The sequence below is a fragment of the Microbacterium sp. CCNWLW41 genome (assembly GCF_037083505.1).
Map to the genome: position 1 here is coordinate 1,071,483 of NZ_JBAOJP010000001.1, position 12,279 is coordinate 1,083,761.

11 protein-coding genes and 1 pseudogene are annotated in these 12,279 nt (G+C 72.4%); 5 read left to right on the plus strand and 7 right to left on the minus strand.

Features of this window, described 5'->3' with window-relative positions; translation table 11 throughout:
- Positions 1-81: 81 nt before the first annotated feature.
- Together cofE and V6R91_RS04770 are read right to left on the minus strand one after the other, a co-directional pair.
- A pseudogene (gene cofE, locus V6R91_RS04765) lies at positions 82-840 on the minus strand (coenzyme F420-0:L-glutamate ligase); the annotation flags it as partial.
- A 159-nt stretch (positions 841-999) separates the two neighbouring features.
- Complete coding sequence (locus V6R91_RS04770) at positions 1,000-1,506, minus strand: GNAT family N-acetyltransferase (RefSeq protein ID WP_336394436.1); 507 nt, start codon at positions 1,504-1,506, stop codon at positions 1,000-1,002.
- Positions 1,507-1,658: 152 nt separating this feature from the next.
- Here V6R91_RS04770 and V6R91_RS04775 point away from each other — a divergent pair, with 152 nt between their 5' ends.
- Positions 1,659-2,219, plus strand: coding sequence for an acyl-CoA thioesterase (locus tag V6R91_RS04775; RefSeq protein WP_336394437.1), 561 nt, complete (start codon positions 1,659-1,661; stop codon positions 2,217-2,219).
- Between the two features lie 21 nt (positions 2,220-2,240).
- Here the strand turns inward: V6R91_RS04775 and V6R91_RS04780 are convergent, their stop codons facing one another.
- Both V6R91_RS04780 and V6R91_RS04785 read right to left on the minus strand, forming a co-directional pair.
- Complete coding sequence (locus V6R91_RS04780) at positions 2,241-2,555, minus strand: hypothetical protein (RefSeq protein ID WP_336394438.1); 315 nt, start codon at positions 2,553-2,555, stop codon at positions 2,241-2,243.
- Between the two features lie 62 nt (positions 2,556-2,617).
- On the minus strand, positions 2,618-2,932 hold the full coding sequence (locus V6R91_RS04785) for a DUF7882 family protein (RefSeq protein ID WP_336394439.1): 315 nt from the start codon (positions 2,930-2,932) through the stop codon (positions 2,618-2,620).
- A 136-nt stretch (positions 2,933-3,068) separates the two neighbouring features.
- Here V6R91_RS04785 and V6R91_RS04790 point away from each other — a divergent pair, with 136 nt between their 5' ends.
- Positions 3,069-3,854, plus strand: a complete 786-nt coding sequence (locus V6R91_RS04790) for an EAL domain-containing protein (protein ID WP_336395043.1) — start codon at positions 3,069-3,071, stop codon at positions 3,852-3,854.
- Between the two features lie 78 nt (positions 3,855-3,932).
- On the opposite strand, the gene V6R91_RS04795 is transcribed toward V6R91_RS04790, so the two are convergent.
- A complete protein-coding gene (locus tag V6R91_RS04795; RefSeq protein ID WP_336394440.1) occupies positions 3,933-4,202 on the minus strand; it encodes a hypothetical protein in 270 nt (89 codons plus the stop codon).
- A 41-nt stretch (positions 4,203-4,243) separates the two neighbouring features.
- On the opposite strand from V6R91_RS04795, the gene V6R91_RS04800 reads away from it, so the two are divergent.
- A complete protein-coding gene (locus V6R91_RS04800) occupies positions 4,244-4,549 on the plus strand; it encodes a DUF7882 family protein (RefSeq protein ID WP_336394441.1) in 306 nt (101 codons plus the stop codon).
- Here V6R91_RS04800 and V6R91_RS04805 read toward each other — a convergent pair.
- Positions 4,541-6,493: a bifunctional diguanylate cyclase/phosphodiesterase gene (locus tag V6R91_RS04805; protein ID WP_336394442.1), complete on the minus strand. Its 1,953-nt coding sequence runs from the start codon at positions 6,491-6,493 to the stop codon at positions 4,541-4,543. The genes V6R91_RS04800 and V6R91_RS04805 overlap by 9 nt on opposite strands.
- A 220-nt stretch (positions 6,494-6,713) precedes the next feature.
- Between V6R91_RS04805 and V6R91_RS04810 the strand changes: the two genes are divergently transcribed.
- The gene (locus V6R91_RS04810) at positions 6,714-7,346 is read left to right on the plus strand and encodes a hypothetical protein (protein WP_336394443.1); all 633 of its coding nucleotides are present in this window, start codon (positions 6,714-6,716) and stop codon (positions 7,344-7,346) included.
- A gap of 69 nt (positions 7,347-7,415) precedes the next feature.
- Here the strand turns inward: V6R91_RS04810 and V6R91_RS04815 are convergent, their stop codons facing one another.
- Positions 7,416-8,315, minus strand: a complete 900-nt coding sequence (locus V6R91_RS04815; RefSeq protein WP_442928104.1) for a LysR family transcriptional regulator — start codon at positions 8,313-8,315, stop codon at positions 7,416-7,418.
- Positions 8,316-8,461: 146 nt separating this feature from the next.
- Between V6R91_RS04815 and V6R91_RS04820 the strand changes: the two genes are divergently transcribed.
- Complete coding sequence (locus V6R91_RS04820) at positions 8,462-12,250, plus strand: bifunctional proline dehydrogenase/L-glutamate gamma-semialdehyde dehydrogenase (RefSeq protein ID WP_336394445.1); 3,789 nt, start codon at positions 8,462-8,464, stop codon at positions 12,248-12,250.
- Positions 12,251-12,279: the final 29 nt, after the last annotated feature.

Here is a 12,279-nt window from a genome sequence, read left to right on the forward strand (position 1 = left end):
GCCCCCGGGGGGGGGGGGGGGGGGGGGGGGCCCCGCCCCCGCCCCCCCCGGGGCCGCGGGGGGGGGGGGGGGCGGGTGCGCGCCGGCGGCGAAGCCCTCCGCATAGGCCTCGTCGGCGCCGAGGCGGAACATGTCGCGCTCGAGCGGGCGCACGATGGAACGGGCGCCGGGAAGGTCCAGCGGCCCGACGAGGTCGCCGCGACCGCGCACCACGGCGACGGGCAGGCGTGCGGCCTTGCCCTTGACGAGATCGGCGGCGGCGGCCAGCTCGTCGCCGACGCACGGCATGGTGACGACGAGCGGCCGGCCCTCGGCATCCGTCCCTCCGCGCAGGTCCTCGAAGACCAGCACGCCGCCGGCGCCGATCGCGTGATCGGTCTGGCCCTCGCGCCAGGCGCGGCCGAGCGTGTCGGAGACGATGACGCCCACCTCGACGCCCAGCCGCTCCCGCAGACCGCCGGCGATGGCGCGTGCCGACGCGTCGGGGTCGATGGGCAGCAGCAGGACGGTGCCCTCGGGAGTGTTCGACGCGTCGACGCCGGCTGCGGCCGACACCATGCCCAGGCGGTTCTCGACGATGCGGGTGGTGGCGCCGGTCGGGGAGGTGCGCGATGCCACGACCCGCACCGTCTCGGCGGTGATGGCGTCTTCGCGGTCGTCGGCGACGACGAAGCGCCCCTCGGCCTTCGAGACGATCTTCGAGGTCACCACGAGGATGTCGCCGTCGGCGAGGTCGCCCGTCGCCGCTGTCGCGATGACGTCGACGAGATCGGTCCCTGCGGTGATCTCGGGGATGCCGTCCAGCGGCCAGACGGTGAGGCGGGTGCGAGCGGAGGCCATGGGTCCAGTCTTTCCGATCGCCGGCGGGTCATCGCCCGCGCCGGCTCCGGGCTCGTGGTGCCGCGCCGCGTCACGACGACGTCACGCACGTTCCGCGAACGACAGAGGGCGTGCCCGGCGGACCGGACACGCCCTCCGCCGAGCGCGGGCCGCGAGGGATCAGCGCACGAAGCGCACCTCGGTCAGCGTCTCGCCGAGGAAGGGTTCGGTGTGCGTCGCACCGTCGAGCGTGAAGCCGTTGCGCGTGTAGAACCGGTGCGCGCGGGGGTTGTCGTCGGCGACCCACAGGTACAGGCCCTCGGCGGGCTCGACGACCGAGTCGAAGAGCCGCTGGCCGATGCCGGTGCCGTGGTATGCGTCGAGCAGGTAGATGAAGTAGAGCTCGCGGAAGCGCGGGGCGTCCTTGTCGCGGGCGGGGCCGGACCCCGCGAATCCGACGATCTCGCCGTTGACGAGCGCGGCGAACATCTTGAACTCCGGGCCCTGGACGGCCCAGTGGGTCCAGAGCTCGGCGAGGCGCTTGGGGGAGACCGCCTCGAGGGCGGCCTTGCTGATGAGGTGGTCGTACGTCTCGTGCCAGCACGTCGCGTGGACGCGGCCGAGGGCCTCCGCGTCGACGTCGCGCACCGGACGGACGACGATGTCGGTCTGGGTTTCGGCTTCCATGGGCCAGACTCTACGCGGCCCCGGGCGAGACCTGAAATCCGCCGGATCGCGCGCGCACGCGACGTACCGCTTCGGCCCGCCGGCGTCCGGGCGACTGCGGATTCCGACAACCGAATCGGCGGATCGGTTCCGGATCGCTACCATCGCTCGTCGTGAACGTGTTGTGGCGGACCCTGATCGTGATGCTGACCGCGCGCCGGCGCCTGCGCCGCTCCGGGCGGATCGGGCCGACCGAGATCGGGCGGGTGCGGGTCACCACGCTGCCGACCGACATCGATCTGCTGCGCCACATGAACAACGGGCGCTACCTGTCGCTGTTCGACCTCGGCCGCTGGGATCTGCTCGTGCGGACCGGCCTGTGGGACGTCATGAAGCGCTACGGGTGGTACGCCGTCGTGTCCAGCGAGACGGTGACGTTCCGCAAGTCGCTCAACCTGTGGCAGCGGTTCGACATCGAGTCCCGCATGATCGGGCACGACGACAGGGCCGTCTACCTCGAGCATCGAGCGGTCGTCGACGGCGAGGTGTACGCCCGTGCCATCATCCGAGCACGGATGATGAAGCGCGCCGGCGGCACCCTCTCGCACGAAGAGCTCTTCGCGGCGGTCGGCCGGCCCGAGGGCATCCCCGAGGTGGATGCCTGGGTGCACGAGTGGGCCGCGGCATCCGCTCTTCCGCCTACTCGTGCGGAGGCGCCCAGCGTCTGGCGCTGAGCGACGGCGTTCGGCCGGCGATCAGCGGAGGATGACCGCCGTGACGAGCGAGATGGCCGCGAGGATTCCGACGTTGACGGTCGCGAGCAGCATCGTCCAGAGCCTGCTGCTCGGGTCGGCGGTCGTCAGCGGCCGCCGGTCGACGGCGTCCAGTGCCGCATCGAGGGACCGGAATCGGCCGATCGTGCGGCGGCCGCGGGTCGCGACGTAGCCGCGATCGTCCCGCTTCACCTCGCCCACGGTGCGGCCGAAGCGGTCTGCGGCCCATGCGCCGCGCTCCGGGCTCGACCAGTGGATCGCCCAGCGCGTGTCGATGTCGTCAGCGTGCTGTGTCATGCGTAGAACGCTAGACACGCCGTGAATCAGGTGGGTGCCCTTGACGGATCGGGAGCGGTCGACTATGGAGCGCCTGTCGGCGCCTCGGGCTCGGGGACGAGGGTCAGGCCGCCGGGAGAGTTCGCGGCCTTGGTGAGTGCGTCGATCCAGGCGGGGTTGAGGCGGGGCTGGCGTCCGCCGAAGTACTCGAACGCGAGCGACACATGCGGGCTCAGCCACACCGAGGTGCGCCCCAGGCCGCTGCGCATGGGGTCCGTCCACGTGAAAGGAAAGGACTCCCCGCGACGGAGCTTGGCCCAGATCACGGTCTGCAGGTGGGCCAGGACGCGGTCGTCGAAGGAAGCGGTGACCCTGGTGTCATAGGTGAGCGTGCCCATCGGATCTACAGTAGCCTTCCGAGCGGCTTTGCGGGCGTGTCGTGGAGCCCGATGGGGTGTGAGCGTGGATTATAGCGGTTTTGACGATCCGTGTCTGGTGTTGCGCCCGAAGGCGCAAATCACCGAATCTTGTGAGATGGTCAGCACGCCTCAGCTCACTCGGGATCTGCGAACGGCTCTGTCCTCCGGTGCCTTGACACTCGCCTTCCAGGGCCAATTCGATCTTCAGACGGGCGCGGCCGCGCCGTCTGAGACGTCGCCGCCGGATGCAGTCGAAGCGCTCTGTCGCTGGAATCATGTGACGCTGGGAGCAGTGCCACCCGACCGGTTCATCGCGCTGGCCGAGCGCGGCGAGTTCCTCGAAGAGATCGACACGCGCGTATTCGCTCTCGCGACCGAGCACGTCGCGCGGTGGCGGAAGTCCGGTCACACCGTCGGGCTGGCGGTGAACGCGTCTCCCGCTCACTTCTCCACCCGCTATGCGGGCACGGTGCTGACCAGGCTGGACGAGCTCGGACTCGATCCCGCCGGCGTGACCGTCGAGATCACCGAGGCGCCCCTGCCCCAGCTGCGCCCCGGCATGCTCTCGGCCATCGAGGCGCTGCGGGCGGAGGGCGTCGCCATCTCGGTCGACGACTTCGACGCCGGCGGCGACGTCGCAATGCTCGAGACCCTGCCGATCGACGAGGTGAAGATCGATCGATCGCTCACCCAGCGCGTCGATGCCGCGGCAGAGGACGCGATCTCCGCCGTGGTGGACAGCAGTGCGAACCACGGGTGGCGTGTCGTCGCCGAAGGGATCGAGACCCTCGACGACTTCGAGCGCTCACGCAGCCGCGGCTGCCACCGTGGCCAGGGCTACCTGTGGGGTCTGCCGCTGCCCGTCGAGCAGATGGACGTCGTGCTGGCAGGAGAAGCCTGAGCCCGCACGCGTGAGCCTCGGGCGTCGGACTCGGGGGATCATCGCGGGACTCGGCTCAGGAGCCGTCGCCCGCGACCCTCAGAGGCCGTAGTCCGCGACGTCGTCGGAGATCTCGTCCACCGGGGCGCCGGCGCTCGGGACGGTGTCGCCGACCTCGAACTGGGACCAGGTCACCGGCATGCCCGGCGAGAAGAGGATGTCGACCCCGGGTCCGCCGCGCAGGGGTGGGACGTTGACATAGCCGCCGCCCGCCTTGATCGCCTCGAGGATGCTGTTCTTGAGCTCGGTGACGGGGTCGGGGAGGAAGTAGTCGCGTCCATCGACAGTCAGCCGGTTCACGATCGCCATGGCCCCAGCGTACCCGGTGGCGTGCCGCGTAGGATCGAGGCGTGGGCACACTTCACTACGGCTCCCCGCCGGCGTCCTTCAAGATCGACGACCGGGCGCTGGCGCATGTCGAACTGGTCATCATGGCCAAGCTGCGACGCCGAGAGAACCTCTCCTTCGCCATCGTCGACGAAGAGACGTCGGTGCGTCAGGCGATGTGGATCTCGCCGGTCACCATGCTGCGCTTCGAGTACGAGGCACCCATGCCCGAGATCAACCGGCTGTGGCTTCAGGAGCTCGTCGACACCGCGAACTCGTCGGGCGGCCTGCGCATCGTGCCCGAGCCGGAGCTCCCCGCCTCACGCTGAGACGCGTCCACCGCCCCCGCGCTTCGCGCGGTACATGGCGGCGTCGGCGGCATCGAGCAGTTCGCTCGCGCCGGTACCGCGCTGGGCGGCGACGACGCCGGCCGACGCGTGCACGCGCATCTCGATGTCGCGCACGACGATCGGCTCGGTGATCGCCGCGAGCGCGCGGCCGGCGACAGCCGCCGCCTCGGCCGGACTCGCGTCGACGCACACGATCACGAACTCGTCCCCGCCCAGCCGTACGACGACGTCGGTCGTGCGGGCGACCCCGCTCAGCCGCCGGCCGATGGCCGCGAGGACGGCGTCCCCCATCTCGTGGCCGTGGGTGTCGTTGACCAGCTTGAAGTCGTCGAGGTCGAGGAAGACGACCGCGACGGACCTCTCGGAGGCGCCGAGCAGATCGTTGAGACGCTCGTCGAGGTACCGGCGGTTGTGGAGCCCGGTGAGCGCGTCGCGCACCGCCAGCTCCGCGAGCTCGGCCTGCGTCCGCGCCACCAGCGCGGCGCGGATGTCCTCGCCGAGGTCGTAGGCGTCCTGGGCGTGCTCGCCCCACGGAAGGCTCCGGCCGGTCACGCTCTCCTGCCAGGCCGAGAACGACCGTCGCGGGGAGAGGGGGTGCTCGCGGTTCTCGGGTCGCTGATCGCCGAGCCACTCCACCGTGCGGGCGACCTCGCTGCGCACGAACACCAGGCGGTCGCCGTCGCTGCCGAGCGGGACGACCAGCAGGCCGGTGACACCCGGGATCTCGACGGCGAGCTCGGGGCGCTCGATCGGCAGCGCCTCCCAGAGGAATCTCCCGGGTCCCAGCTCGTCCACGACGGCGAACAGGCGCTCGGGCGCGGGGACCACGCCGACGGTGTCGATCGCGTCACCGAGGCGCAGCACCGCGCCGTCGGCGGGAACGACGTCGAGCACCGTGCGCTCTCCGCGCATGAGCACGGAGCCCGCGTCGGCGCGGCCGAACAGTGGGGCGATCAGCGCGATCCTCCGCTCCCTCGCCTCGAGCTGACGGCGGAGCCTGCGGATCTGCTCGGCGGAGGCGAGCTGCGAGGCGACCTGCGAGGCCAGCACCTCGATCGCGCGGCGCAGCAGCACCGGGATGCGGCGGGGCGTCCGGTGGGCGCAGGTGAACATGCCGACCAGCTGGTCGTCCAGGACGATCCCGAACGACACCGTGGAGGCCTGGCCCATGTTCCGCATGAACTGCAGGTGGTGAGGGGAGACGGCGCGGAGCTCGGTGGGGCCGAGGTCCAGCGGGCTGTCCTCCGGGAGGAGCGTGTGGATCGGCGTCCCCGGGTCTGCGGTGTCGGCGATCACGCGGGAGCGCTTCTCGATGTAGAGCGTGCGCGCCTGGACCGGGATGTCGGATGCCGGGAAGTGGAGGCCGAAGTAGGGCTCCATGTCGGGCTCGCGCTCGTCGGCGACGACCTGCCCGTGCGCGTCGTCGTGGAAGTGGTAGCACATCACCCGGTCGTAGCCCGTGATCGCCTTGATCTCACGCGCCGCCTGCTGGCGCAGCTGATCGGGATCGGTGATCGCCGCCAGTCGCTGGATGGCGCCGACGACCCCGGTGCGCACGTAGTCGAGCCCGGGGACCACCGGCTCGAACTCGAGGACCAGCGGCGACGTGCCGCGGTGGGCGATCACGTCGTAGACGACGCCCTCGAACTCGGCGCGCACGGGGTCGACGGCGACGCCGTGGGTGATCGACCACGACACCATGTCGCTGCCGGCCTCGCGCAGGTCGCGCCCGAGCCAGTGCTCGGCGTTGGCGCTCGCCGCGACGACGACGCCTGTGACCTCATCGATTGCGAACAGCCTGCCGTGCGACTGGATCGCGCCGATCGTGCGGATGGGCTCGGTCGAGCATTCGCGGAGGCGGAGCATCTCGGCGTCGTCGCCGGGAAGGTCTCCGTCGAAGGTGAGAGCTGGTACGTCGGTCACGCAGGCCCTTCAGTCTTGATGTGGGGGCGGACAAGGGGCACTGCGTTAGCGGGTCCCTACATCCTAAACGGAGGTCCCGACCATGCCAAAGGATGCCGCCGCGCCTGATACCGCAGGCGGCGCAAGGGCGCAATGGGTTTGTGCGCGGCCGCGGCGGGGCGGTTCGCTGACAGTGGTGGCGTCGGCACCCCCGCCGGCGCCGGAGGGAGAAGGAGGGGCCGTGGATACGACCACCCTCATCTGGATCATCGTCGGCATCGTGGTCGTCGTCGCGATCGTCCTCGTTGCGCTGCTGCTGTCGGCGCGCGGCCGCCGCAACCGGCGGGAGCAGGCGCAGCACGAGAAGGCCGAGAAGCTGCGCGCCGAGGCGCGCGAGTCCGAGTTGAAGGCGCGGGAGCACGAGGCGGAGGTAGCCCAGGCCCGCGCGGACGCGGCATCGGCCACGGCGGCCGCCGAGCAGGCGCGCGCCCGCGCCGCGCAGGCGTCGATCGACGCCGAGAAGCGGCAGAGCACGATCGACGAGCACGAGTCGGACGCCGCGAAGCTCCGTGCCGAGCAGGCCGAGCGGCTGCGCAAGGCGGACGACGTCGACCCGTATGTCGGCGACGACGGTCGCAGCGCCACGGCGACGGGCGCCGGTGCCCGGAACGCGTCGGCGGCAGCCGGCGACGTCCGCACCGACGAGCGCACCGCCGACGCCCGCACGAGCGATCGCTCGGACGCGCCGGTCGGCGTGTCGGACGACGGCGTGCGTCGCGTGCACCGCGACGACGGGGTCGACGCGGCGGCCGCCGCGGGCGACACCGCTCCGCCGGCGGACGAGCCGCGGACGCGGCGTCCGGACGGCGCGTGACGGCACTGACCTGACAGGCACCCGGGCCTGCGTGCCCGGGCGCCTGTCATGCCCGGAGCGCCCGAAACGTCAGCCCGCGGCATCCCGCCTGGTCGTCGGGAACGCGTCCTGCAGCGCGCTGCGGACTTCGGCGATGCCCGCCCTGCCCTGGGACGAGGTGCGCTGCGCGAGGAAGATCTCGCGCGCCGGACGCCCGGGGAGGTCGAGCACGGCGACGGGCGTCGGGTCGCCGCCCCACAGCAGATCCGGGAGCACCCCGACCGCCTGGCCGGCGGCGATGAGCCGGGCATGGGCCGACAGGTCGGCCAGCTCGAAGCGGACGTCGGGTTCGAAGCCGGATGCGCGGCACTGCTGGACGGCCCAGAGCCGGGCGGCGGTGCCCGCCGGCTCCATCACCCACGCCCGAGCGCGCAGATCGTGGAGCGACCGCGCGGAATCCCCCGCGGGAACGGCCACGCGGATGGAATCGATGCCCAGGATCTCGCGCTCGATGCCCGCCGCGTGCGGACGCGTGTGACCCGGGTACTGCTCGGCGATCACGAGGTCGACGCTGCGCGCGGCGAGTTCGAAGAGCCCCCGCTCGGGAGGCAGCTCGACGAGCTCGACGCGGAGGTACGGGGCGCGTTCAGCGAGGAGGGCGAGGGCGACGGGCGCGACGGCCAGCGCCGCCGTCTGCATGACGGCGACGCGGACGGGGGCGAGGCCCGGGTGCAGGGACTCGAGCTCGCCGCGGGCCCGCTCGTCCTGGTCGAGGGCGCGCGCGGCGTGGGCGGCGAGGACCTGTCCGTGCTCGGTGAGGCGCACGCGGCGTCCCTCCGGGGCGAGAAGCGGCACGCCCGCCTCCTTCTCGAGCTGCGCGAGCTGCTGCGAGATCGTCGACGGGCTGTACGACAGCGCCTCCGCCACGGCGGCCAGCGTGCCCCGCAGTGCCAGCTCATGCAGCAGGCGCAGGCGTCGCAGCTCGAACATGAGCATCCCATCGAAAATCCTGAACGATACTGATCGTAGACGATCGCTTTTCACGAACGGACGGATGCCTCAGGCTGGACGCCATGCAGCACATCGAGGTGCAGTCTGGAAGCACGGGCCCTGTCGAATCGACATCTGGAGTGCGAATGGAAGACGCTGCCGAACGGCATCTCGCAGACGAAGCCGTCACGCTGGCTCGGCGGTGGATCGCCGAGAGCGCGGAGGCCCACGTCGACCCGGCGGCGGAGCGCCTCGCCGGAGTCCTGAAGGACCCCAGCGGCCTGCCGTTCACGATCGGCTTCGTCGACGGTGTCATGCGACCGGAGAGCCTGTCGGCGGCGGCATCCCATCTGCACCGCGTCGCGCCCCTCGTTCCCGGGTTCCTCCCCTGGTACCTCCGCTCCGCCGTGCGGGTCGGCGGCGCCGTCGCCCCCGTGCTGCCGGCGCCGGTCGTGCCGATCGCGCGCCGGGTGCTGCGCGAGATGGTCGGGCACCTCGTGGTCGACGCGCGACCGGAGAAGCTCGGCCCGGCCATCGAGCGTCTGCGCGAGACGGGAGCGCGGCTGAATCTCAACCTGCTCGGCGAGGCGGTGCTCGGCGAGCAGGAGGCCCTGCGGCGACTCGAGGGGATCCACGAGCTCATCCGCCGCCCCGACGTGGACTACGTCTCGGTGAAGGTCTCGGCGATCGCCAGCCACATCTCGATGTGGGCGTTCGACGAGATCGTCGACACGGTGGTCGACCGGCTCCTGCCGCTGTACCTCTCGGCGGCGCGGGCGGACGCGGCCGACGCGCCGACCGACCCGGACGGTCGGGCGCGGGAGGCCACCTTCATCAACCTCGACATGGAGGAGTACCGCGACCTCGACCTGACCGTCGCCGTGTTCACCCGGCTGCTCGAGGACCCGCGACTGCGCGGCCTGGAAGCCGGCATCGTGCTGCAGGCGTACCTTCCCGACGCGCTGCCCGCGCTGGAGCGGCTGACGGACTGGGCCCGGGAGCGCGTCGCGGCCGGCGGCGCCCCGATCAAGATCCGCCTCGTCAAGGGCGCCAACCTCGCGATGGAGCGCGTGGACGCGGTGCTGCACGGCTGGCCGCTCGCCACCTACGACACGAAGCTCGACTCGGACGCGAACTACATCCGGTGCCTGCGGTACGCGCTGCAGCCCGAGCGCACCGCCGCCGTGCGGATCGGGGTCGCCGGCCACAACCTCTTCGACATCGCCTACGCATGGCTGCTCGCGGGTGCGACGGGCGTGCGCGACGCCGTCGAGTTCGAGATGCTCCTGGGCATGGCCCAGGGCCAGGTCGCGGCGGTCGCGCGCGAGGTCGGCCACGTGCTCCTGTACGTGCCGGTCGTGCGTCCCGACGAATTCGACGTGGCCATCAGCTATCTCGTCCGGCGGCTCGAAGAGAACGCGTCCAGCGAGAACTTCCTCTCCGCCGCGTTCGAGCTCGCCGACGATCCGGCGCTGTTCGCACGCGAGCGCGACCGCTTCCTGGCCTCGCTCGCGCGTGCGGACGATCCGGCGCTGCCGACCGGCCCCCGCCGCACCCAGGACCGGGCCGCCGAGGCGGCAGTCCTCGACGCCGCGTCCGTCGCGGCTCTGCGCGCTGAGGCGCCGCTGCGCCGCACGGCGTCGCCGGGGGAGGACGCCGGGCTCACGCAGGCGGTGATCGGCATCGCGCGCTCGGCCGGCGCAGCCGGCGCGCCCGGTGACACCGCGCCGATGGAGCGCATCGTGCCGGAGCAGGTGTTCGGCGCCGACGCGTTCGTCGAGACCGCCGTGTTCGCGCCCCGCGAGTCGGGGGCCCGGGCAGCGGGCGCGCCCGGCTTCCGCAACGCGTCCGACAGTGACCCCGCGCTGCCCGGGAACCGCGCGTGGGCGCGGGATGTGATCTCCCGGATCGAGTCGTCGCACGCCGGCGACGCCACGATCGCCGCCGCCGCGGTGACGGACGAGCAGTCGCTGCACGAGATCGTCGCCCGCGTCCGCCACGCGGCCGCCGCGTGGGGCGCGACCCCGGCGGCCGAGCGCGGGGCCGTGCTCGCGGCGGCGGCGCGTGCGCTGGAGGCCCGCCGCGGGGAGCTCATCGAGGTGGCCGCGTCGGAGACGGGCAAGGTGTTCGCCGAGGCGGACGTCGAGGTGAGCGAGGCGGTCGACTTCGCCGACTACTACGCCGCGACCGCACGAGAACTCGATCGCGTGAGCGGGGCGGTGTTCGAGCCGGCGCGACTGACGCTCGTCACCCCGCCGTGGAACTTCCCGATCGCCATCCCCGCGGGCGGCGTCCTGGCCGCCCTCGCCGCCGGATCGGGTGTCGTGTTCAAGCCGGCGCCGCAGGCGCGGCGCTGCGCCGCGGTCGTGGCGGAGGCGCTGTGGGAGGCCGGGGTGCCGCGCGACGTCCTCGCCCTCGTCGACATCGACGAGGGGGGTCTGGGGCGCGCGCTGGTGTCGCATCCGGACGTGGACCGCGTGATCCTCACCGGCTCGTGGGAGACCGCCGCACTGTTCCGCTCGTGGCGCCCGGACATGCCGCTCCTCGCCGAGACGAGCGGCAAGAACGCGATGATCGTGATGCCGACGGCGGACCTCGACCTCGCGGCATCCGACCTCGTCAAGAGCGCGTTCGGTCACGCCGGACAGAAGTGCTCGGCCGCGTCGCTGGCCATCCTGGTGGGGCCCGTGGGCCACTCGCGGCGATTCGCGCGCCAGCTGGTGGACGCCGCGACCTCGCTCCGCGTCGGCCCGCCGTCCGACCCGCTCAGCGAGGTCGGCCCCGTGGTCGAGGCGCCTCGCGGCAAGCTGGAGTGGGCCCTCACCACCCTCGAGGAGGGCGAGCAGTGGCTCGTCGCGCCTCGACAGGTGGACGCCGGACCGGAGTATGCGGGCCGGCTCTGGACCCCCGGCATCCGCACCGGCGTGCAGCCAGGATCGCGGTTCCACCGCGAGGAGTTCTTCGGACCCGTGCTGGGCATCATGCACGCGACGTCGCTGTCGCACGCGATCGAGCTCCAGAACGCGGTCGAGTACGGTCTCACCGCAGGCCTGCACACGCAGAACCCCGACGACCTGGCGATGTGGCTCGACCGGGTGCAGGCCGGCAACCTGTACGTCAACCGGGGCATCACGGGCGCCATCGTCCAGCGCCAGCCCTTCGGCGGGTGGAAGCGCTCGTCGGTGGGCGCGGGGGCGAAGGCGGGCGGCCCGAACTACCTCATGGGTCTGGGCCGCTGGCGGCCGACTTCGGGATCGCCGGCGTCGGCGACGCTCCACCTACGAGGGCTGGACACCCGCATCGTGTCGCTCATCGAGGCGGCGCAGCCGTCGCTGGGCTACGAGGCGTTCGAGTGGCTCCGCCGCGCCGCGCTGTCGGACGCCATCGCGTGGGACCGCGAGTTCGGTCAGGTGAGAGACGTGTCGGGTATCGGCGTCGAGCGCAACCTCTTCCGCTACCGGCCGGTCGACTCGGTCGCGGTGAGGGCGACGGCGGATGCCTCGTGGCAGGCCGTGCTCCGCGTCGCCGTCGCGGGGCTGCGGGCGGGGTCGGCGATGACCCTCAGTGCGCCCGTGGGCCTGCCGCAGACGGTGCGTCGCGTGCTGGCGGACGAGGGCGTGGGAGTGTTCGTGGAGACCGAGGAGGAGTGGCTCCAGCGGCTCATCCGGGACGAGGACATCGTCGCCGCCGCGGCCGACGCCGATCCGGCGCCCCGTCCATCGCGCGTGCGCCTGGTCGGCGGGGCCGAGTCGGTCGCCGCGCTTCACCGAAGGCTCGCCGAGGCGGTCGACGGAGACCCCGACCTCGCCGTCTACGACAACGACGTGACGACCGCGGGCAGGCTCGAGCTTCTCCCGTTCCTCCACGAGCAGTCGGTGACGATCACGGCCCACCGTTTCGGGAATCCGGACGCGTGGTCGGAGGCTGTCATCTAGCGCCGTCGCCGCGGCGCGGTCCGCGTCCG

Bases quoted from the DNA above. Each gene is read 5' to 3' on its own strand.
- V6R91_RS04770 (WP_336394436.1), bottom strand. From the start codon at position 1,506: ATGGAAGCCGAAACCCAGACCGACATCGTCGTCCGTCCGGTGCGCGAC.
- V6R91_RS04780 (WP_336394438.1), bottom strand. From the start codon at position 2,555: ATGACACAGCACGCTGACGACATCGACACGCGCTGGGCGATCCACTGG.
- V6R91_RS04785 (WP_336394439.1), bottom strand. From the start codon at position 2,932: ATGGGCACGCTCACCTATGACACCAGGGTCACCGCTTCCTTCGACGAC.
- V6R91_RS04790 (WP_336395043.1), top strand. From the start codon at position 3,069: ATGGTCAGCACGCCTCAGCTCACTCGGGATCTGCGAACGGCTCTGTCC.
- V6R91_RS04795 (WP_336394440.1), bottom strand. From the start codon at position 4,202: ATGGCGATCGTGAACCGGCTGACTGTCGATGGACGCGACTACTTCCTC.
- V6R91_RS04815 (WP_442928104.1), bottom strand. From the start codon at position 8,315: ATGTTCGAGCTGCGACGCCTGCGCCTGCTGCATGAGCTGGCACTGCGG.
- V6R91_RS04820 (WP_336394445.1), top strand. From the start codon at position 8,462: ATGGAAGACGCTGCCGAACGGCATCTCGCAGACGAAGCCGTCACGCTG.